The 22,154-nt window shown below is 36.8% G+C and carries 19 protein-coding genes; 1 reads left to right on the top strand and 18 read right to left on the bottom strand.

Features of this window, described 5'->3' with window-relative positions:
• Positions 1-2 precede the first annotated feature (2 nt).
• From I6E69_RS01610 to I6E69_RS01660, 11 genes are read right to left on the bottom strand one after another with little or no spacing between them, the layout of a single operon-like run.
• Positions 3-575 carry a prepilin-type N-terminal cleavage/methylation domain-containing protein gene (locus tag I6E69_RS01610; protein ID WP_197120450.1) on the bottom strand — a complete coding sequence of 191 codons (573 nt, stop codon included), beginning with the start codon at positions 573-575 and terminating at the stop codon, positions 3-5.
• Positions 576-597: 22 nt separating this feature from the next.
• Complete coding sequence (locus I6E69_RS01615; protein ID WP_197120451.1) at positions 598-1,182, bottom strand: Tfp pilus assembly protein FimT/FimU; 585 nt, start codon at positions 1,180-1,182, stop codon at positions 598-600.
• Between the two features lies 1 nt (position 1,183).
• Positions 1,184-2,404 (bottom strand): type II secretion system F family protein, encoded by a 1,221-nt coding sequence (locus I6E69_RS01620; protein WP_182754083.1) that lies wholly within the window; start codon positions 2,402-2,404, stop codon positions 1,184-1,186.
• Entirely contained in the window at positions 2,391-4,118 is a 1,728-nt protein-coding gene (locus I6E69_RS01625) for a GspE/PulE family protein (RefSeq protein WP_193225755.1), read from the bottom strand. The genes I6E69_RS01620 and I6E69_RS01625 overlap by 14 nt, the downstream gene beginning before the upstream one ends.
• The gene (locus I6E69_RS01630; RefSeq protein ID WP_197120452.1) at positions 4,115-5,257 is read right to left on the bottom strand and encodes a tetratricopeptide repeat protein; all 1,143 of its coding nucleotides are present in this window, start codon (positions 5,255-5,257) and stop codon (positions 4,115-4,117) included. The genes I6E69_RS01625 and I6E69_RS01630 overlap by 4 nt, the downstream gene beginning before the upstream one ends.
• Positions 5,254-6,156 carry an ExeA family protein gene (locus I6E69_RS01635; RefSeq protein ID WP_197120453.1) on the bottom strand — a complete coding sequence of 301 codons (903 nt, stop codon included), beginning with the start codon at positions 6,154-6,156 and terminating at the stop codon, positions 5,254-5,256. The genes I6E69_RS01630 and I6E69_RS01635 overlap by 4 nt, the downstream gene beginning before the upstream one ends.
• Before the next feature lie 2 nt (positions 6,157-6,158).
• Positions 6,159-7,817: a pilus (MSHA type) biogenesis protein MshL gene (mshL, locus tag I6E69_RS01640; protein ID WP_149602275.1), complete on the bottom strand. Its 1,659-nt coding sequence runs from the start codon at positions 7,815-7,817 to the stop codon at positions 6,159-6,161.
• Positions 7,801-8,124 (bottom strand): agglutinin biogenesis protein MshK, encoded by a 324-nt coding sequence (locus tag I6E69_RS01645; RefSeq protein ID WP_039485790.1) that lies wholly within the window; start codon positions 8,122-8,124, stop codon positions 7,801-7,803. The genes mshL and I6E69_RS01645 overlap by 17 nt, the downstream gene beginning before the upstream one ends.
• On the bottom strand, positions 8,102-8,797 hold the full coding sequence (locus I6E69_RS01650; protein ID WP_197120454.1) for an agglutinin biogenesis protein MshJ: 696 nt from the start codon (positions 8,795-8,797) through the stop codon (positions 8,102-8,104). Before I6E69_RS01650 ends, I6E69_RS01645 begins: the two co-directional genes overlap by 23 nt.
• Positions 8,794-9,393: a PilN domain-containing protein gene (locus tag I6E69_RS01655; protein WP_231619674.1), complete on the bottom strand. Its 600-nt coding sequence runs from the start codon at positions 9,391-9,393 to the stop codon at positions 8,794-8,796. Before I6E69_RS01655 ends, I6E69_RS01650 begins: the two co-directional genes overlap by 4 nt.
• Positions 9,390-10,313, bottom strand: a complete 924-nt coding sequence (locus I6E69_RS01660) for a hypothetical protein (protein WP_039485798.1) — start codon at positions 10,311-10,313, stop codon at positions 9,390-9,392. The genes I6E69_RS01655 and I6E69_RS01660 overlap by 4 nt, the downstream gene beginning before the upstream one ends.
• 76 nt (positions 10,314-10,389) lie before the next feature.
• Here I6E69_RS01660 and I6E69_RS01665 point away from each other — a divergent pair, with 76 nt between their 5' ends.
• Positions 10,390-11,298, top strand: a complete 909-nt coding sequence (locus tag I6E69_RS01665; RefSeq protein ID WP_197120455.1) for a 1-aminocyclopropane-1-carboxylate deaminase/D-cysteine desulfhydrase — start codon at positions 10,390-10,392, stop codon at positions 11,296-11,298.
• A gap of 3 nt (positions 11,299-11,301) precedes the next feature.
• Here I6E69_RS01665 and I6E69_RS01670 read toward each other — a convergent pair whose 3' ends face one another.
• From I6E69_RS01670 to I6E69_RS01700, 7 genes are all read right to left on the bottom strand, one after another.
• The gene (locus tag I6E69_RS01670; protein WP_331459120.1) at positions 11,302-12,927 is read right to left on the bottom strand and encodes an EAL domain-containing protein; all 1,626 of its coding nucleotides are present in this window, start codon (positions 12,925-12,927) and stop codon (positions 11,302-11,304) included.
• 289 nt (positions 12,928-13,216) lie between these two features.
• Entirely contained in the window at positions 13,217-14,233 is a 1,017-nt protein-coding gene (gene arsB, locus I6E69_RS01675) for an ACR3 family arsenite efflux transporter (protein WP_197120457.1), read from the bottom strand.
• Positions 14,234-14,242: 9 nt separating this feature from the next.
• A complete protein-coding gene (arsH, locus tag I6E69_RS01680; protein WP_197120458.1) occupies positions 14,243-14,959 on the bottom strand; it encodes an arsenical resistance protein ArsH in 717 nt (238 codons plus the stop codon).
• Between the two features lie 184 nt (positions 14,960-15,143).
• Positions 15,144-17,873 (bottom strand): response regulator, encoded by a 2,730-nt coding sequence (locus I6E69_RS01685; RefSeq protein WP_197120459.1) that lies wholly within the window; start codon positions 17,871-17,873, stop codon positions 15,144-15,146.
• Between the two features lie 575 nt (positions 17,874-18,448).
• On the bottom strand, positions 18,449-19,060 hold the full coding sequence (locus I6E69_RS01690) for a hypothetical protein (RefSeq protein WP_197120460.1): 612 nt from the start codon (positions 19,058-19,060) through the stop codon (positions 18,449-18,451).
• Between the two features lie 566 nt (positions 19,061-19,626).
• Positions 19,627-20,250: a DUF2026 family protein gene (locus I6E69_RS01695; protein ID WP_197120461.1), complete on the bottom strand. Its 624-nt coding sequence runs from the start codon at positions 20,248-20,250 to the stop codon at positions 19,627-19,629.
• A gap of 212 nt (positions 20,251-20,462) precedes the next feature.
• A complete protein-coding gene (locus tag I6E69_RS01700; RefSeq protein ID WP_197120462.1) occupies positions 20,463-22,088 on the bottom strand; it encodes an ATP-dependent RecD-like DNA helicase in 1,626 nt (541 codons plus the stop codon).
• Positions 22,089-22,154 lie beyond the last annotated feature (66 nt).

Here is a 22,154-nt window from a genome sequence, read left to right on the forward strand (position 1 = left end):
AATTAACAATCGTCCGTGAAAAGTTCAACCTTAGGTGGTGTTATTTTCACTGGTCCAGTAGATGCCGTTGCTTCAGTGTACTCAATACGACATTCATCATCTGTAGTTGGTGTCCCTGTTGCAGTGTAACTATTAGGGTAAATAGTAACTTTTGGTACACTACCAGCATTAGTCGGGCCGTTAGTACCATTAGCCGTTACTACAAGGTTAAAGTCTGCCAAATCAGCTCCAGTACCATCGAAATCCACATCCAAAAATGCTTCAAATGCAGCCTCTGTTGCAGCTGGATAGCCATACACAATAGCAACATTTCCTGTATCAACTGCAACAATTTCTGTGTCTTCCTTTTGCGTGCTAGCAATAATAGATTTGCCATTCACAATATTCATACCACTGCGAATAGAGCCCTGTAAGCCTTCAAGTGTTGAAGCATTCGCATCACCTTGCAAGTTTAAAAAGCGAGGTGCTGCGGTAACAGCTAAAATGCCTAAAATAACAATTACGATGATCAATTCAACAAGTGTAAAACCTGCTTGTTTATTTATTGGTAAACTTTTTAACGATTGCGTTTTCATAAATAAGCCTCTTTTTAATTACTTAGTTTTTAAATATTTTTACTTTGCCTGTTTTAGCAAAGTATGAAAAACCTGTTAGACCTGATATTTCCCCCGTATTGGTAGGTATACTTTTAACATCAATGGTATGAGTTAAATAGTAGACGCATTGCGAGTTTTCTGCATTGTACCTAACTAAAAAACTTACGCTTTTTATTATCGATAATTCATTACTTAACGTACTACTGGGTGCATCTTGTAAAATTATATTTAAAACTTGGCGGCATTTATTCGCATTTATAACTTCTGCACGAGTATCTTTTTTTTCTGTTTCATCGCTTGTTGGTGTACCTAACGTCCCATCAACACCAACTATTACCCCTGCATAGTTAACAAATGTTTTGTTTGACCTGCTGTTTGGCCTACCTTCTAACTCCCATTTACCTCTAACCATGCCAACAGCTGATGAAAAACTACCTGCTATAGCGTCAACGCTTGCATTATGCGCTTGATTTTTAATACCTATATATTGAGGTATAGCAAAGCTCAAAATGACTGCCAGTAAAATAACAACAATAACTAACTCAAATAATGAGAAACCTTTTGAGAAAGTTATTGTAGTGTTCACTTTAATTCCCTTTAATTGCCGACATCATGTTCCACATAGGCATAAAAATACCCAATGCTAAAATCAACACCATAATGGCAACAAACACAGTTAAAATAGGTTCTATTTTTGCGGTTAAACTTCGTAAGTCATAATCAACTTCACGCTCATAATAATCAGCAGCTTCTTGAAGTAGCTCATCAACCCGGCCCGTTTCTTCACCTACCGCTACCATCTGTAATACAAGCTGAGAAAACAGCTGAGAACTTTTTGAGGCTCTGAGTAAACTATCGCCTTTTTCTATATCTTGGCGCATAGTAATAATCGCTTTTTCCATATAGCTGTTATCTACGGCATGCGCTGTTAGTGATAAACCAGTGGTCATAGGCACACCGGAGCGCAATACCATAGCTAAACTTTGACTGTAGCGCGCAAGCAATGTCCGTTTTAAAATATCCCCAATAAATGGAATTTTTAATTTATATTGATCCCACTTAAAGCGTCCAGGCTCTGTATTTAAATAACGCCTCCAAGCAAAAACAGAACCAATCCCCATCACCAATAATAACCACCAGTAGTTAACAAAAAAGCTGCTAGTGCCAATTAATATTTGAGTCATTAATGGCAATTCAGCATCAAATTTTTCGAACATACTGGCAAAGGTAGGAATAACAAAAATATTCAAAATAATCATAGCCGCTACTAGAGCCAAAATAACAAAAGTAGGGTAGCGCATAGCTGCTTTTATACGCTTTCGGGTTTCTTGTTCTTTCTCAAAATAAATAGCGAGTTGGTAAAACGCATCTTCTAATCGTCCAGAGCCTTCACCAACCATTACCATTGATACTGTTAAACGGCTAAATACCTCGTTATGTATCGCCATTGCACTGGATAAGTCGCGGCCTTGTTCGAGCTGCTTGGTAACTTCTATTAGTACATTTTTAAATTTTTTATTTTGTGTTGTATCTGCCAACCCAACCATTGCTCGTATAATTGGTATACCTGCTTTTAATAGCGAATACATTTGCCTAGAAAACATAATCATGTCGTCTAGCGTTATTTTTTCGACAAATAAATTATCAAAAATTTTGATGTTATTTTTTGTTTCAACTAAAGAGATTGATATTGGTATAAATTGACGCTTCATTAAACTATCAGCTACACCAGCTTGGTTACTCGCTTCTAATTGGCCTTTAACCAACATACCTTTGCTGTCTTTCGCTTTGTAGCTATATAGTTGCATCAATATCCCCTACTATTTCTGGGATATATTCAGCCACTTTAAATACTTCATCTAAAGAGGTAATACCTTGCTTAGCATAGTTTAATGCCATTGTTGAGAGTGGCGAAAAATTCGCGCTATTTTTAGCGGCTTTTGCAAAACCTTGCGTGTCGTTAACTCGTAATGCATCCATCATTGCATCATCCATTTCGAGCAACTCAAAAATACCTACACGCCCTTTATAACCACTATGGTTACATGCAGTGCAACCTTGCCCTTTGGAGAATTGAGCTTCAGTAACATCTTCGCCTAAGTATTTTAGCCAGCTTATTTCTTGATGATCTGGCAAGTACGGTACTCTACAGTCATTACATACTCGCCTTACTAATCGTTGGGCAATAATAGCGCGCAGTGAACTTGCCACTAAGTAAGCCGGTGCCCCCATATCAATTAGCCGCATAGCACTAGTGATTGCATCATTAGTATGTAGCGTTGATAACACAAGATGACCTGTTAAAGCGGCTCTTAACCCAATATCTACGGTTTCTTGGTCCCGCATTTCGCCAACCATTATAATGTCAGGATCTTGCCTTAAAGCGGTCCGTAAAATACTGGCAAAGCTCAGCCCTATTTTATTATTTATTTGTACCTGGTTAATACGACCGATACGATACTCAACAGGATCCTCTACTGTAATAATTTTACTTTCTTGTTGATTCAGCTCACTTAGTGCACCGTATAGTGTGGTTGTTTTACCCGAACCTGTTGGCCCGGTAACTAAAACCATCCCATGGGGACGTTTTATAATGCTGCGCACACGTTTTAATATGTGTACAGGCATACCCGTTTCATCTAATGATAGTAATCCTGCGGATTGGTCAAGCAGGCGCATTACAACTGATTCACCATGCTGAACCGGCATGGTAGATAAACGCACATCAATACTATGGCTGCGCACTTTTATATTAAACCGGCCATCTTGAGGGAGGCGTTTTTCAGATATATCCAATCCCGACATAAGCTTTAAGCGTAGCACTAATGCCGATGCTATTTTTACTTGGTTAAGAGTGTGCTCTTGTAATATGCCGTCTACACGTTGACGAATGCGAAGCAAACCTTCATCTGGCTCAATATGAATATCGGATGCACGAACTTGCACTGCATCCTCAAATATTGATTGCAGTAACTTTACAACGGTTGCATCTGATGTCTCATCACCTAAAGAATTTAAATCAAACTCTTCTACGTCTTGATATTCTTCATGGAGTTGTGCTGCAAAGTTGGTAATTTCATCTGTACGGCGATATACGTTGTCAAACGCAGCCATAATTTGGCTTTCTTGAACAACAGCTAAATCTATTCGTTTAGGAGCAAGCATAGTCGCAAGTTGATCAAGGCTCCTTAAATCAGCAGGATCGCTCATCCCGAGCAAAACAGAGTCACCATTATCTTCAATTACTAATGCTCTGTAACGACGCGCATATACTTCAGATAAAAGCTTAGATACATCATGTGATATTTTTCGCTGTGATATATCTAAAAAAGGTACCTGTAATTGCTGCGCTAAAAAGCGTAATAGTTGTGGCTCACTAATAAACTCAAGGCTAATAAGTGTCGAACCTAATTTACGACCTGTCGCTGCTTGAACATTTAATGCTTCACTTAGTTGCGCTTCGGTGATCATGTGTTCATGAACAAGTAAATCGCCTAAGCGCATTTTTAAACTAGGTCTCATACGGCCTCCTTTAGCGCAACTAAACGCTGTAATGCATGCTGAGTCATAGCAGTATTTAATCCACCTAAATCTAGAGCTACTTTGTAAAGTTGTTTAGCATCCAGATATTCTCCCAGTGCATCTTTTGAGGTTGCAAGTGCAAGCCACCACTTGGCTTGACTAGGCTGAAGCTTTGTAAGATGTTTAAAGCTTTCAAGTGCTTTATGGTGCTTACTTGCACTTTGCGCGGCAGTCCCTTGCAGCACCCAAAAATCAAGATTCGCTTGAGGCTCAAATTCATCACTTAAAAGCAGCAATACCCCTTCATACTGTTGTTGCATAATAAGAATTTTGCTTAGCATTACACGCCATTCAAGTACGTTAGGATTTTGGCGAATACCCGCTTGCAAAACCTGCTGTGCAGAATTTATATCTTGTTGTTTAAAGTAAGTTGCAGCCAGTAAGTTTCGAGCCTCAACATGTAAAGGCGATTGCGCTAAAATCACGTTTAAATCACTTATAGCTTCGTTGTATAAGCCAAACTGTATTGCCTGCTTAGCTGCCGCTAATTGCTCAACCAATAAAGCCTGTGGCGACTTAGCTTCTGCCACGCTTTTAATCATAGTATTTTGAGGCTTAGCTTTAGTCATTAGCGTAATTTTTGGCTTACTCACAGTAACTTCGCTAGCGGCTAACTCTTTATTATTAGCTAGTGCAGAGCTTTGTTTAACCTCGGCAATTACAACCGGCTCAACTACTGGCTGAGAAACCAATAATGTAGCTTCACTCAACTTGGGTACAGCTAAATCATTCACTTTTGGCTTTATTTGCTCAATTGGCATAACTGCCTTCACAGCTTCTTGCTCAACCAAAGGTTCTGCAGGGCTTTTTTCATATTGGGAGTCAGATAAATTAGAGGTTATAACCGCAACCATTTTTTGCGGTGGTAACACAGGCTCACGTTGGGTCTCTTTTTTGTCGGCGGTAGGTAAATACAGGTATGCTAAAAAAATAACACTTAGCATAATAAGTAAAATTACGGCTTTAAATACAATGTTTCTTACATCATATATTGGCTTTACGCTAACACCTTCTTGAATACTTACTTGCTTAGCTTCACGTTGCTCAATATTTTTAAGCATATTATTTATAACGCTCATAACCACTGCCTCCATACCCATATGGCAGTAATAGCTAAAACACTAAACATTAACGCGCTGTAACTCCAATATTGGCCTGTTCGGTATTTTGCGCAGTCTTCGGTATCTTTTATGGCAAGCTGAATATGGCGATTTGTTATTGTATTTAACCCTTCACCGTAAGCTTGTAATAGTGCTTTGTGGCATAAAATATTAACTAATCTAGGAATTCCACGGCTTGCTCTGGCAATCTTAAGCCCCATACTATTATTAAATAAAGGAGGCCGATTAAACCCTGCAACTTGTAAGCGATGATTAATATAATAAACAACCTCAGCACCAGTCATCGCCCTTAATTTATACGAAAAACTGATACGTTGGCGTAACTGCCTTACTTTATTATTTGCCAGTTTTTCATCAAGTTCTGGTTGTCCAAATAACACTACTTGAATCAGCTTTTCGCTTTCTGTTTCTAAGTTTGTAAATAATCTAAGCGCTTCTAGAGTCTCCCAGCTCAAGCATTGCGCTTCATCTATCAAAAGTACTACGCGCTCATTGTCTTCTTGTAAGTCGAGTAAATGATGATTTATTAGCTGCCCTAGTGCTTGTTGATCCAATGCTTTATCTACATCCATGCCCAGCTCAACTGCAATCGCCCATCTAAGCTCTTCTGGGCTTAAATAAGAGTTAGGTAAATAAGCCACAATGTAATCTGGCTCAAGTTGGTTTAATAACTTTCTACAAAGCAACGTTTTACCAGTCCCAACTTCACCGGTAACCTTAATAAACCCCTCCCCCATTTCAATGGCTGTTGTTAGCACTTGCATCGCTTCGTGGTGCGGCTCAAGTGCACAAAAAAATTGTGTATTAGGGGTTAACGTGAAAGGCATTTCACTTAAATTAAAAAAGCTTAAATACATAGTTAGTTTTCATACCATGTTTTTAAAAGCTGACGGCTTTCACCTTGTTGTTTTTTCCAAGTGTCGGGCATAACAACGGTTGGTTTGATTAAGATAATCAGTTCTTTTTTCTCTTGGCGTTTACGAATACTTTTGAATAAATTGCCAAATAGCGGGATATCACCCAGCACCGGTGTTTTAGATTCTTCATCCTGAGTTGACGTTTGCATCAAGCCACCAATAACCACTATTTCGCCACTTTGAGCGCGAATAACGGTATCTGACTCTCGAATGTTGCTTTGCGCTAGAGGTAACTCAAAACGTTGATCGTCTAAAGTAATTACCTTTAGTTGCTCCTCTGTCTCAGTTACTGAAGGGTGAACATGCAAAATGACTGAGCCATACTTATCAATCTGCGGCGTTACATCAAGGGCAATACCAGAAAAGAACGGTGTTAAATCTATCTCAGGCGAGGTAGTTGTAGCAGTACCTGTTACCGTCGTACTTGATACGTTAGTAACAAAATATTCGTCCTGCCCTACTTTTATAACTGCTTTTTGATTGTTTGTAGCCGTAACCCGAGGGTTAGATAACATTTGCACATCGCCTTGGGTTTCTAGCAAATTAATAACCCCGTTAAAGTCACCTTTTTGAATGGTTAGCGATGACGCTCCGCCAATTGCAGCCGAAATACTATTACTAATTGTAGAACCCGCTGTTGTAGCAAACGAAATCCCACCTTCTAAACCACTGGCTATACGCTCCCAGTTAACTCCTTGTTGATACTCATCTTTTAAAGTTACTTCTATTATTTTTGCTTCTAGAATAACTTGGCGTTGCAGGTTTTCTTGGCTTTGACGTAAAAACTCTTTGAGCTGACTAATTTCACTGGGCAATGCATTTACTGTAACCAAACTAGCTTGTGGGCTTGCAACAACATAGCGCCCATCGCTTGCGCCAATTAAGGACTTAAGAGCAACTTCTAATTCTTGCCAAAAATCATTTTTATTAATTGTTTGGATACGAGAGCCATTTAAATCTAAGCTTTGGTTGTCACCACCAGAGCTACTATTTTGTTGGTTACCACTGCCTGAATTTGAACTACTCGATCCATTGCCACTTTGTGCAAACTGACTAACCCCACCAGCAACAACACTCACTGTAGATTGACCATGACGTTGCATCATCAAGTAGTTTACAGGTATCGTTTCTGTGCGCATTTTGGCTGGTAATACTTGTACAATTCGCCCTTCATTTACAATATCTAAAGGGTACATACGCTTAATAACAGCAATGACTTCGTTAAACGTAACGCTTTTTAGGTTTAAACTAATTGTGCCATTTACTTCTGGGTGTACAGCAACACTAAAAGGAGTATCGTCTGTTAAGCCTGCAAAAAAAGCGCCTATTTCAACATCATTTGCAGCAACATCAAAACGCTTGATAGATAAATCATCACTTATCGTTTGCTCATTATTTATAGATGACAATAAGCTTTGTGTAAGTTCGCTTGGCATTTGTAGAGGCGCAATGACTTTAGGCTTTGTTGGTTTTTCTGCTAACTCTTGCTCTATATGCGTTTTAATCTCTTTACCTGGTTTAAAGCTATGGCAAGCCGTTAAAAACGTAGGCAACAAAAAGAGAACAAGCCACGGGTGAGATAAGTTATTTTTTAATTTCATAGTCATATAATTCTAATTTTATTTGTTTATCATCATTTGCTAACACAACGTGTTTTGAGTTAATGCTTAGCACCCGAAAATCGTCTACAACATCACCCACTCGATAAATATGGCCAGAAATAATAGCCTTAAATGCTGTACTGTTTTTAATAATAGATTGCAATTTAAGTTCTGTACTTTGCTTAGTGGGACTATTGTTACTCACGAACATATTTGGCTGAGTCGGATCGCGAAGTTGCGCAAGCGCACTCGGCGCAATAATGTAAAGAGCCAAAGTACAAATACTATAACGCGATAAATTTTTCATTAGCGCTCACTGTAGCTATATGTAGGACGAGTTCAGCTTGAGGGTACTCTAGTACCTGATAACTAAACTCTTGTATTAATAACTTATTTTGATTGTTTTTTAATGCAGCTAAATATTTTTGTAAGTTGAAATAACTGCCTTGTAAAGTAACCACCATTTGATGCTCAAAAAATAATGTTTGAGTATCATGCTCACCGAGCTTTTCTACATCGATAGCTCGTGCTGGTTTGACATTAAAGCTACTTACTTTCACATCGCTACTATCTACGAGCAAATCTTTTAAAACGGCAGGTACATTTTTAGCAGCAACAAAGCCTTGGCTAAAACTACTAAGTTGATTATTTATTTCGGCTAATTCGTCTCTAGTTTGTGCAATTTGCCCGCGTAAAACCTTAGTGTAGTCGTAGTTTAGCGCTTGATTTAACATAGAAAGTTGCGTGTTTATCTGCTGCAACTCTTGCAGCGTTATATTGTGCTTTGAACGTATATTGGCAACTTCATCTTGCTGTGGAAAAATAACAAACCAGAGACCGAGGTAAATCACTATAAACAGACCAACAAATAAGGTGGAATACTTTTCTCGTTTTTGTAGCGATGCAAACTGCGTTTTATATTTGACCCACAATGGCGAACCTTTGCTTTTATTGCTCGGGCTAATTGCTTCTTGGCTCATGGTCTATCGCCCTCATCACTAAGGTCTGTCGCTACATTAAATTTACTCACACCGTCTTGCGTCGAAAGCTCTAAAACTGAAAACTCTTTATCAATAAAAAATGACGATTGTTTTAAATTACTAAACCAAATAGGTAAAAATTTTGACTGCGATACTTGTCCTTGAAGCGTCACACTTTTCCCTGCAAACTTAATGTGGGTCAGCCAAATGTTAGGTTCGTGATACTTTGCCAAATCTTGCATTACCTGAGCGTAATCGGTTGTAGATTGATCTGTGCTTAGCTCTAAATAGGTAAATATTTGCTGCTTATGCAAAACCTCTTGCTGAAGTGTTTTTAGCTCATTAATAAATAGTGCTTTATTTTGCTTCTCTGCTAACTGCTGTTTTACAACTTCTAACTGAGCTTTTCCTTGCTTGAGGTATTCCTTATTTTGTTCTAAATCAAGCTTATTAGAATATGTTTTATAACTATAAAAAGCCCACGTGATTGCAATGATTAATAGCGCACCTAACCACAACGTAATCATTCCCGATAAAGGGACTGGGTCTCGCCGCACTCGAAGGGTTTTATGATAAAAGTTAATCCGGGTTTTCATAGCACAGACTCAGGATCTGTTAATTGATAGGCTGCACCGAGTGCATAATAAAAATTTGGCTCTAATTGCTGCGCTAGTTCTAAGTTAGGCTCAAAATCTACAACCTTTACTTGTAAAAACTCTGCAAGGCCAGCTCTAAGAGTTAATGACGATAAATCGTCGCACTGTAACTGAATGCTGCGAATTGGTGGTTGCTTGAGCTGGCTTTCAAAAAAGTCCATCGAACGCTGAATTTCTAACCCTAACGCATCTACTAACTCTTGGTTTTGATCTTTATCAGCAATACCTAAAAAACCGTTTAATCGCCTAGCTAATACTAATTGCCCATCACGAATAATTAAGATTCGAGGCTCATGACTAGCATGCTGCACAATCAGCATGTGTGCCTCTTTATGCGTACCAAACAAGGTGACTAACACCATCTCCTCAGAGGTCATTGCACGTAAAACGGGCTTGGTCTGTCCAAAGCTGTCTATAAACGGAAGCAGCTGCAGCTTATTAGTAATAAATACATTCATTTTGCTGCTTTGCATTGTGAGTGTTATTGGGTAATCAATAAAATCAGCCACAATATTTTCAGGGGCTATATCAACTAAATCTTTTGTAGTCCAAGGGAGTGACTGAATTATTTCTTCATCGCTGAGATTTGGTTTATCCATTTGCACTATTTGATAAAAATAGTGCGGTATAACTAAATTAACGGCACAAATATCAGTAGAAACCTCATTTGTACAAGCAACAATTGCAGCGGTATAATCGGTTTGCTCAGACACATTAACACTGTGAGAACTGTGAACCATCCATTGGTCGCTTTGTTTTTTTAAACATACTGCGTTAACAGTATCTGCGTAAGTTGCAACACCAATAGCTGTATTTGGATCTAAACTACGATTTAACCACGAAAACAGCTTTTCTTTCATATAGCTACTAATGTTAATTATGTATGAAATAAGTGTCGTACATTTTAACCACTTTGCCAAATTGAAAACCAACAAAATGCATGAAACATTCAAAATAGATGAAAATAACCAAATACAACAAATAGATAGCTCGTTTCTAAAAAAGAGAAATATTTATTTAGGTATAAAACGTGATGATTTGCTTCATCCGTTAATAAGTGGCAATAAATGGCGTAAATTAAAATATAATTTAGCGTACATGCAAAAGATAAATAAGACAGAACTTCTGACTTTTGGTGGTGCATTTTCAAACCATATTCACGCCTGCGCAGCTGCGGGAAAAGAATTTAATATAAAAACTCACGCGATTATCCGCGGACCAGAACTTGATAACAACAATCCAACAATTCAGTTTGCAAAACATTGTGGTATGAACCTACATGTTGTTAATCGTATAGAATATCGAAAACGTCACGACACCGAATACCTTAATGCTCTGCAAGAGCGTTTTCCAAACGCTTATATCATCCCTGAAGGTGGTACAAATGAACATGCTTTATTAGGGTGTCAAGAGTTAGTACAAAGCTTACCCGAACATAGCTACTTAGTTTGTCCTACAGGTAGTGGTGGCACGCTTGCTGGACTAATAGAAGGCAGTGCTTCAACAACACAAGTTATTGGTATAGCGGTATTAAAACAAGCTGAATATTTAAATGAAGAAATAAAAAAGCTGAGCGCTAAAGCTAATAACCAAACTAACTGGCAATTACTCACAGAGTTTCATGATGGGGGTTATGGTAAGTTTTCACCTGAGTTATGGCAGTTTTGCCAAGATATGAGTCACACTTATAATCTGCCACTTGAGCCTATTTATAGCGGAAAAATGATGTATGCATTGTGGCAGCTTATTGAGCAAGATTATTTCCCATCTGGGAGTAAAATTATTGCTGTTCATACCGGCGGGCTTCAAGGATTAAATGGGCTTAAATATAGAGGGTTAATCTAGATCTTAATTAAATACCGCTTGCGTAAACTCTTGAAGCGGCTCTGAAAAGTAAAAACCTTGAGCTCCTACCACTCCCAATTTGGTAAGCGTAAGTAGCTCTTTTTGAGTCTCTACGCCCACCGCGTATACGGGTAGATTTAAAAGACTAGCGGCTTCGACTATCTTTTTTATTTTCTTTTGATTTTGAATTTTTTCATTTAATAAATGAACCAGTTCGTAAGATAACTTAAGCCCACATACTTGGTTATAATCAACTAGCATGGCTACTTTCTCACTGCTTTTTACATTATCAATCACAATGTGTGAATGCCCTTTTTTAATAACATTAAGTGCATTAGTTATCGACTCTCTATGAGTAAAAAATTCTGCCTCACTTATTTCAAATTGTAATTTAGTATTTAACTTAAGCTCTGCCATTTGACTGGCTAACCACTCCCAAAATACAGTATTAAACCAATTTTTAGGGTGTAAATTTACACTAACTGTTAAAGCCGAAGACTCACTGAGCATTAGCTTTTTGACTTGTGTTATTACAGCTTTATCTAATATTAAAGCGTCTTGATCACTATAAACCTGTTTAATAAAATAACGAGCGGCCAGTAAACCAAGTTGGCTATGCCTCACCCGAATAAGAGCTTCATGCTGCAGGATATCTCCACTAGAGAGTTCAAATACAGGCTGAAAGAATAATATAAACTTATTCTTTTTAATGTTTTCTATAACCTGCTTGCTAGAGAGGTGTTTTTCTTGGCTGTGATTTAACGTTAAACGATGGCAATGCTGTAATAGGCTGCTTTGTGATAGCGCGAGTGCTGATTTTGCTAGCTTATAAACCGCCACTTGATCAGCGCCTAATTGATAATCACACGCACCTATTTTAATATTTTTATGAGTAATATTTTTTTGATGATTTTGACATATTAAAAACACATTTTTATGAAGCTTTTCAACGTAGCTATTCAACTCGCTAATAGAAATGTTTGGTAAGGTAACCGCTAAGTAATTAGAGTTTAGTATTTTTACCGACACACCTTTAAGTTCGGCTAATTTTTTAGTAATTAAGACTTTAAAATTGGCTTCTATATCCGTTTTTTTATCAAAGCTACAATCACACTCAATAAGTAAAAATAAGTTATGTGATGCAGTATTAACTCCATACAAAGAACTTAAATCACATTTTTTTGCCTGTTCGATTAGTTGAGTATTTTTATGCCTTTGTTGAATAATTTTAGTCGGCTTTATAACTGTATTTTTAAGCATTACTTTACGGTTTACTTTTAACAGGCTCCACCAGCGATAAGACCAATTAGCAGCGCCTAATATAATCAGATTTAAAAATATAAATAAGTAGCTTTGTGTTACCCACACTGGATAGTGATAAAGGCTCAAACTTAACGTTTTAAAAGTAAAAACTTCGCGTTCTAAATTTACTAAGTTCCTAAAGTGATCTGAAGAATTTTGCACCTCCAACTTAAAGCCTTCATTTTTAGCTAATGCGACCAACACTTCATTATTTATAGAGGGAGATAAATTTAATTCATAAACGCGTTTAACAAACTGCTGCCCAGAAACATGTGCTTTTTGATGTAATGCATCATTTAAAATGAAATTAAAACTAATAAGTATCACCAAAAACAAAACAAAAGAGATACCTTTGAAGTACTTTAAAAGCCAGAGTTTACTCTTTTGCATAGCCTGCCACTCGTTATATTAATAACTAAAGTGTTGTTCAATATCTATAGAAGCACAAGGCTGCAAACTAAGTTTAAACGTTTATTAATAGCACTAAACAAAAAACACTCAGATAAACGAGAGCTTACAAAAATAAACAGCTATGCCCTTTATTCTGTAAATAGATGAAAGCCATCGACAGATCATTTTAAAAAGTATGCCAGCAGAGATTATGCTGCATACCGCCTTAATTAAACCAATGGCGTGTTTTATTTGCAAAGTATACCAAGCTTAGCATTACAGGGACCTCTACCAACACCCCCACCACAGTGGCAAGTGCAGCCCCAGAATGTAAACCAAATAATGAAATAGCAACCGCAACAGCTAGCTCAAAAAAGTTTGAAGTGGCAATCATGCATGCAGGCGCCGCTATGTTATGTGCAAGCCCCATTTTTTTAGCTGCAATATAAGCAATCGCAAAAATACCGTAAGTTTGAATTAAAAGCGGGATTGCAATAAGAACTATTGCCTCTGGTTTTTCTATTAATGTCTGCGATTGGAAACCAAACAATAGCGCTACTGTCGCGAGTAAGCCAATAATAGAATAAGGTTTCATTACCTTTAAAAAGTTATTTAAACACGTATGGTCATCTTCTTTATCAAGCTTTTTACGGGTAACAGCACCGGCTACTAGTGGGATAAGTACATACAATACCACCGATAATAACAGTGTATCCCAAGGTACAGTAATATCAGTCACGCCAAGTAATAGCCCTGCAATGGGTGCGAAGGCAAAAATCATAATTATGTCATTTATTGATACCTGCACTAAGGTGTAATTAGCATCGCCTTTTGTCAATTGACTCCACACAAACACCATAGCGGTACAAGGCGCAACACCCAACAAAATCATACCAGCTATATATTCTGTAGCTGTTTGTGGGTCAACAAAATCGGCAAAAATACCCTTAAAAAATAACCAGCCTAGTAGCGCCATAGTAAAGGGTTTTATAAGCCAATTAATAACGATAGTGAGCACTAACCCTTTTGGTTTTTTACCTACATTTTTAATTGATGAAAAATCAATTTGCACCATCATTGGGTAAATCATCAACCAAATAAGTACTGCGATTACAATATTTACATGTGCATATTCAAAACCAGCAATTAAGCTAAATGCACCTGGCATTATAGAACCAGCTACAATACCAACAGTAATAGCTAAGGCTACCCACACAGAAAGATAACGTTCAAATAATCCCATTGTTCTGTCCTAAATAGAGCTTTGATTAACGCGTTGGCTAAGTTCTTCTGCAGATTCCACACGTTCAGAATAACGATCTACAAAGTAATCTTTTTGATCTCGTAATAACAAAGTAAATTTTATCAACTCCTCCATAACATCAACAATCCGATTATAAAGTGGAGAGGGTTTCATGCGCCCATTTTCTTCAAATTCTAAATGAGCTTGTGGCACTGAGGACTGATTTGGTATTGTTACCATACGCATCCAACGCCCCAATACACGCAGCTGATTCACTACATTAAATGATTGCGAACCACCACAAACTTGCAGCACTGCGAGTGTTTTACCTTGCGTTGGCCTTACACCACCTAAATTAAGTGGTATCCAATCAATTTGGTTTTTGAATATACTCGTCATTGAGCCATGACGTTCTGGAGAGCACCATACTTGCCCTTCTGACCAAAGCATTAAACCTCGTAACTCTTGTACTTTAGGGTGTGATTCATCTTCACTATCGGTTTGAGGTAAACCTTCAGGATTAAAAATTTTAACCTCAGCACCAAAATACGTTAATAAACGTGCACTCTCCTCTATTACCAACTTGCTATAAGAACGCGCTCTTAATGATCCATATAACAATAAAATTTTAGGTTTGTGCTCAGAAAAACTAACGTTAAAATTTTTAGTGTGTGGAACAACGCTATGTGTTTTATTTGTATTTGGTAACCCATTAACTTCTGACATTTATAACTCAACCTTTACTAAGTTAACATACGAAAAATCGAATATATGGAATTTCACATACATACACACGTGAGTCAAATTCTATTTTATAAATTTTTTTGAGTTATTAACAAATCGGCTCAAGCCAATGGAAGGGATTGCGGTAGGTATTTGATAAAAATATTAAATTATATGTATAGCGCAACTATTTATTTAAACAGCGAATTATAGTTTCACGTAGTTTTTGTGTTTTAATGGGTTTTGCAACATGAGCATTCATGCCAATGGATAAGTATCGTGTAATATCATCTTTCATAACATTGGCTGTTAAGGCAATTATTGGAATATTTGCGATAGTTTCATCACTATCATTACGAATAATTTGAGTCGCCTCAACACCGTCCATGATAGGCATATGAATATCCATTAAAATTATATCAAACGGCTCTAATTTTACTGTTTGGATGCACTCTAATCCATTATCAACTAAGTAAACCTGAGCGCCGCTATTTTCTAGTATGTTGGTAACTATGAGTCGATTGATTGAGTTATCTTCCACAACTAATACTTTAATACCCGCCAGCGACTGTTCACTCACAGTATTTACTTTAGGCACTTCATTAAAAGAACCGACTACTCTACTTTTAACCTCCTCATACAAGACACTCGAATAAACAGGTTTTTGCAAAATTGTGTTTATATTTATTTTGTTAGCCACATCATTAAGTAAAACCTCATGATCCCTTGTAAGTACAATTATATTATTGCAAAGCTGGGGATTAATATTATAAATACGCGTTAAAAATGTTTCACTACTCATCGCTGGCATTATCCAATCGACAATAATGACTTTAAATTTTTCTTTATTCTGTTCAATAATATCAATAGCTTGCTTAGCAGACGAGCACGCAGTACATGCTAGACCCATAGCTGTAAGCTGATTTTCAATTACTTTAAGGTCCTCTTCATTATCATCTATAATTAATACATCAAACGGATCAGTAAAGATTAGGTTAGGCGTATCATCAATCAACGCTTGGTTGTTCAATTTAACTTCCACCGAAGCTACAAACTCACTACCCACACCTTGAGTGCTGTGTACTGTTATATCACCACCCATCAATTGGCATAAACGCTTACTAATTGTTAAACCTAACCCTGTACCACCAAACTTCCTAGTTGTAGAACTATCTGCCTGAGTAAATGATTCAAATAAATTACTAAGATTATCCTCAGCGATGCCAATACCTGAGTCTTTAACTGTAAAATATAAGCAAACACTTTGCGGATCGTCTAATAACTTTCTTGACTCAATTAAAACCGATACAGTGCCGTGAGGGGTGAATTTAATTGCGTTAGAGCATAAATTTAACAGCACCTGATTTATTCGCACTACATCGCCGATTAAGTCCAGTTTAACTGCCTCATCAATGACAATATCAAATGTGACCCCTTTACTTTGGGCCAATTCATTGAAGGTTGCTTTGATGTAATCAACAATCGAATTTACAGAAAAAGGAAATTCTTCAAGATTAATGTTTCCAGACTCAATTTTTGAAAAGTCTAAAATATCGTTAATAACCACAAGAAGTTGATCTGAGGAATATTTAATTTTATCTAAATAATGCTCATACTCACCAGGTAAACCTTTTTCGAGCAAAATATTAGTCAAACCAATAATCCCACTCATAGGGGTTCTAATTTCATGACTCATATTTGCTAAAAACTCAGACTTAGCGGATGTCAGATGCTCTGCTTCCTCCTTGGCGTGCAAAAGCTCTTCAGTGCGCTCTTTAACGCGCGACTCTAATCTTTGCTTTTCTTCATCAAGCTCTTTTAAAAGTTGAATACGGCGTTGGTTTAAAAACAAAACAAAAACTAAAAAACTGCTAAGAATAAAAATAATTGCAGTAGCGCTGTAAATTAATATTTTATTTTTCTCAAAGTAAGTTGGCTCGTAATAAGAGATAATTGACTCTTCTGGCAAGCTCTGCGGAGCAATATTAAACTTACTTAATTGTCGCCAATCATATGAGTATGTACTAAGCCCTTCACCACTAATTTCATTTAAAGCTTTATTTTCATTATAAAAAACTATTGAATCGGCAATACGTTTACCTATTTTTTCACCCGACAGAACATACCCACCAACAACACCCGAGCCTAATAGTACTTCCCAATAGCTAAACACTGGCGCCGGACTTTCTTCAGTTAATCGCTCTACTAGCTGATAAGGGCTAAGTGATTTATTATCGTAACGCCTAAAAATGGGGGTAAATAAAATAATTGAATCTGCTGGGGCATTTCTTACTCTGGTGAGTAATTCTGGTAATGGAAGATCAAACCACTTTTCTACATTTAAATACGAAAAATCACGGTTAATAACCGAAAATAGTCCTCGATGAAAGCTCATACCAATATCGTTTTTTGTATCTAAAATCACGATCAATTTTTTAGGCTTCATTAAATTAACAGCATTTGCTGTTGCTTGCGCATAATCTAATTTAGCTTGGATCACAGCTCCGCTGGTCTTTTTTGGTAGATTAAACTGGGCGCCTGGCTCTAAGTATATTCGTGGAGCATTTATAAAAAAATCATCTAATTGAGATAGTAACGTCGCTGCAGATGGCGACTGAGTAACGATGATATCGATGTGCTTATTTTTATATTTTTGTTTGAGGTAGTCTTTCATTAACTGTTTTTGATTAACTTCATCAAAGCGATTTACATCCATATTTTCGACAAATAGTTCATAACTAAAAGAACGTTTTGTAAGCTCTGTACGCAGTCCAAGCTCAACACTTTTATACCAAGGCATATCTTGATTTGTTGAATTTATAAATAAAATATGAGTAACATTTGAAGGAGTTTGAGCGTGTGAACTAGGGCTCAAGAATTGAAAAACAAGAAATAAAAATAAGATATTAGTTTTCATGTTTCTCATTGTGTAATCAGGGGAAAGTAGTTTAATGGTAAGTGTTAACGATATATATATCAATTAAATACAAGATAAAATTTACTGTAATTTAACATTACCAACAATACTATTTCACTTTACAGCCTAATGAGGTCTTATATTGATAGTTTTTTGATTATCATCACAGCGCAATACGCATAAAAAAACCCAGTACGAATACTGGGTTTAGAGTAAAAAGTGTAAAGAATCTAATTATCTTTACACTGTAAAAGTTGGAAAACTAGAAGGGTTATCCAAGACAAAAAAAATAAAAACAGGGGCAGTACAGATAAAAACACATATATTACAACAAATAACGAAATTGACCCCAATGTTATTTATACATAAAAACAAAAAAATGTTTATTAATACAGGTGTTTTTACTGAAAAAGGCTAAAAATAAACATTTCCTGCTTAATATATCAATTACGAATTGCGTTCTCTTATAGCACTCTTAAAGACTAGGTTAGCTCAAGATAGACTTGCCCATAGTAGTTTATGAGTTATAATTTAGTTCAACAGATGAACAATTCATTTAAAAAGCCACGAAACCATCAGTAAATGTATACTAGGTCTTCGGAAAACTTTTTCTCAATGGGTAGTCTATTGCCGACTCGAGCTTTTACGAAACAATCCACTCCCATCCTGTCATTGAATCGCTTACCGATACAGTAGTCAAAGTCAAACTTTTTAGTGTCCCCCGGCTCTATATGCACTTCACCCCCAGTGAGCATTTCTTTCTCGATCATTTCTAAATTTTGTTTTGATGCGCCATAACCACCATCAACAAACTTCTCCTGACCAACGAATTTAACTCCTTCTAATATGATTCGTTTATGACCTAAATTAGTGATAAGTACCCTTGCATTAAAAAACGAGTCATCATCAAGTCTTTCAAACTGATTGCTTATTGACTTACCTGTCTTTCTCGCTGGAGTTATCTTTGAATGAGCGGTAAACATAGCAGCATTTGCCTCATCCCAGTTCTCACGTTCTAGGGCGCTTTTTTCCTCCAGCGATCTAGTTTGAGCAAGTAGCTTTTTACACTCTGCATTGACTTTGCGAATTTTTGACATGGTATGTAAATTATTTAGCACATAACCAATTAGAGCTCCGATTATAGTGAACACTCCATTTTCAGAGGTAAGCTGTGTCATGATATCCATTTGTACATCTCCTTGTATGATGTCTGTTAATTTCAAAGTAAGGCTACAATAAGCTTAAAAGGATGATAGCAGCTTTTTTCTAAAACTTGAGATAAACATAAAAATACTTCTGTACTTTCGGAACCTTAGAGTATGGAAAGTCCTGTAAGCGAAAATAAATAACTATAGGAAGGGAAGAGAAAGCTAAGTCCCAACCTTTTAAACACATTGAAAACTTTTTCGTTGTTCACTACAGGTAAAACGTAGCGCGTGAACAATTTCTGATGCAAATCGAAACTTGAGCAACTACGAATGGTGCTTAGCTAATGACTGATAGATAGTACTGTAGTCGCATAGTTTATTTAGTATAACTTTAGTTGACCACTACAATGAATTGAACTTCGCTCATCTAAAGAGAATTCATATACTGAGAAAAAATCGAGAATAACCATCTTCGATAATTTCTAATCTAAAGCATGATAGCTTACTAAAAACCAGTGTTTACGAAGTCTGTATTATGTGCAGACAGTGAGAACTATTACCTAGACCAAATGTTGACATTCTGTTTAAAGTACTTAATGTGATAATCACCAACGACCAACAATTGGCTTAATACCACTTAAACTAACTTGGTTTAATTGCCCTTTACCATTACTGATAGAAATAGATTTTTGCATTTTACTAGGCTTTCTATTAAACCATTGATTGCATATATCAATTAAGTCGATGAATGCTGGTCTTGATTCAAGATGGTTAGCTAATGATTGAGTTACTTCTACATCAGAGATAATTAGGAAATCACCAGATTTTTTTAGATTTTCTGGCCCATCGGCCATATTAGCGAGTTTACTTTGTACCATTTTTCTTGGGATTGAAGAAATCCCCCCTTGAGAAAGCATTATATTTGGAAACTCTGGAGCCATAAAATCAATTAACCAACCATCAGCCTCAATCCATGAATGAAACTCATCTTCAGATGATTTCAACTTTCCATCTACAATTGAACCGAAGCCTAAAATATCTTCCACTCCAAGATGATAAGCAGCAAAACCGGAATGAACTTTTGCATTTATTTTATAATGTTTATTAAGAATGTAAGCACCACAATAGTTATAAAATAAGCATGACTTATTCGTATCAGAGTTTTCACTTTTTAAAACAGCATGTGCAATACTATATATTCTTTGGTAATCCGGAAGCGTAATAAGCAAGCTATTCTCCTATTGAGTTCATCAAAAATATAGTTGGTTAAAATAAACGATATTCTTAATTTTACAGGCTATTCGGTTTAATCACTAATCAAAAGCAGTTTTATATCCCATATCATTACTGCCAAATCATTATCAGAAAACTTTTCAAGTTCCCATGTGCTGTACTAATTCTTTTATCAGCTAAAGCTATGTTTTCTCATTTTTATGAAAGTTTAAATTTTCAACATTTCAGCTAAAGCTGTTTTACGAGTATCAACTGCGCCTTGTTTGTTAACTGCATATCGAAAATCTGCTTCTTTCCCAATGATATGTACTTTATTTTCCGCTCGTGTCACTGCTGTATAAAGCCAACTGCGATCAAGTAATATACCTCGTTCAAGAAGCACAATAACGTTCGGTGCTTGTGAACCCTGTAATTTATGTAATGTTAAGCAGTAGGCAAGGTCGATATACTCAAACAATTGCCAGTCTATCTCTAATAGCCGTTTGCTACCATTTCCATCAAAATCTTCCAGTTCAACAATACAAGCGTATTTGTCAGTTGCTACCGCACTTTTAATAACCCCCAACGTACCATTTTGAACATCATATTTATAACTGGCTTTGGTAATAACAATGGGATCGCCTTCTTTAAAGCCATAACTGCCTTTTGTAATAGGCATATCTGTTAGATCAAGGACCTTTCCATTAGGGTTCACAGCAGCTTGCAACTTTATGTTTGCCTTTCTTACCGTAGAATTAGTCGGAGCTATTATCATAGCATTGCCATACCCTGAGTAAGCCGTTACAGCATCTTGTAAAAGCTCATCAGTTGATTCTTGGAATACTATCTCAGCGGTATTTAATGATTCAGGCATCATGCCGTGCCGTATAGCCTTTGAGTAAGCTGGTACACTACTTTCTTTTCCCTGTCGTCTCACGACATCAAGTTCCACATGGTTAATCACTCCACTATTAATGGAATCATTTAAAATGAAACCCGCACTAATTGGCGGGAGTTGATAAGGGTCACCAACCAGCAAGATCCGTGTTTCATCAGAAAACAGAGTAACTAGCCGCCACATGGTATATGCATCCAGCATTGAAGCTTCGTCCACAAGCAAAACGTTATTCTTTTCATTAATGTTTGTTTCCCGCAACAACCGCGCAATAGTCATTGTTTCAATGCCTATTGATTGTTGAAGTCTACGCGCAGCTTTTCCTGATAAAGCAACCGGATATATTGTAAAGCCGAGCCTCTGGTAGGAATCAACAATAAGCTTCGTGGTAAATGTCTTACCTGTACCTGCACCACCAGTAAGTGTAAATATTTTACTGAGTAATGCTGTTCTTACAGCTCGCTCTTGCTCCATTTCTAATTTCCAGCCATCTGGTATTGCAGCAGAATAAGCCTCTTCCAAATCAATTCGCCAAGCTTCATTAGATTGACGAAGTTTGTTGAATCGTTTTGCTATGGTTTTCTCGAATATGTAATTGCCAGAAACATAATATTTACCTTCTTGCTTAACAAACCCTAAAATATCACCATCTAACTCAGATGCTTTTGAAACTAAGCGAGGGTCATTGTTCAAAAGTTTTTTAATGCTAGGTTCTATGTCTTGCCAATCAGCGACGGTATTTCCTTTGTCACTCCATAGCCTCAAAGCTTGTTCAACGATTGCTACTAGCCTAATTACATCATATTGTTTGATACCGAAGTGCTTTTGAGCAATTTCATCAACTTTCAAAAATCGCATACCTAATGAAAACAAACGATAAGGATTCTGTGTTAAGAAGTTAATTGCATCCCGATCGGCAATTCTGAATAGTTGACGCTGAATAGGAGACTGTAGTGGCATAGTTAATTTGGCCACCCATTAAGAAAGAAATGTTATGCTAATAAGCATACAAATTTGGGTGAAAAA

The organism is Pseudoalteromonas sp. NZS100 (assembly GCF_015864815.1).
Lineage (GTDB): Bacteria > Pseudomonadota > Gammaproteobacteria > Enterobacterales > Alteromonadaceae > Pseudoalteromonas > Pseudoalteromonas distincta.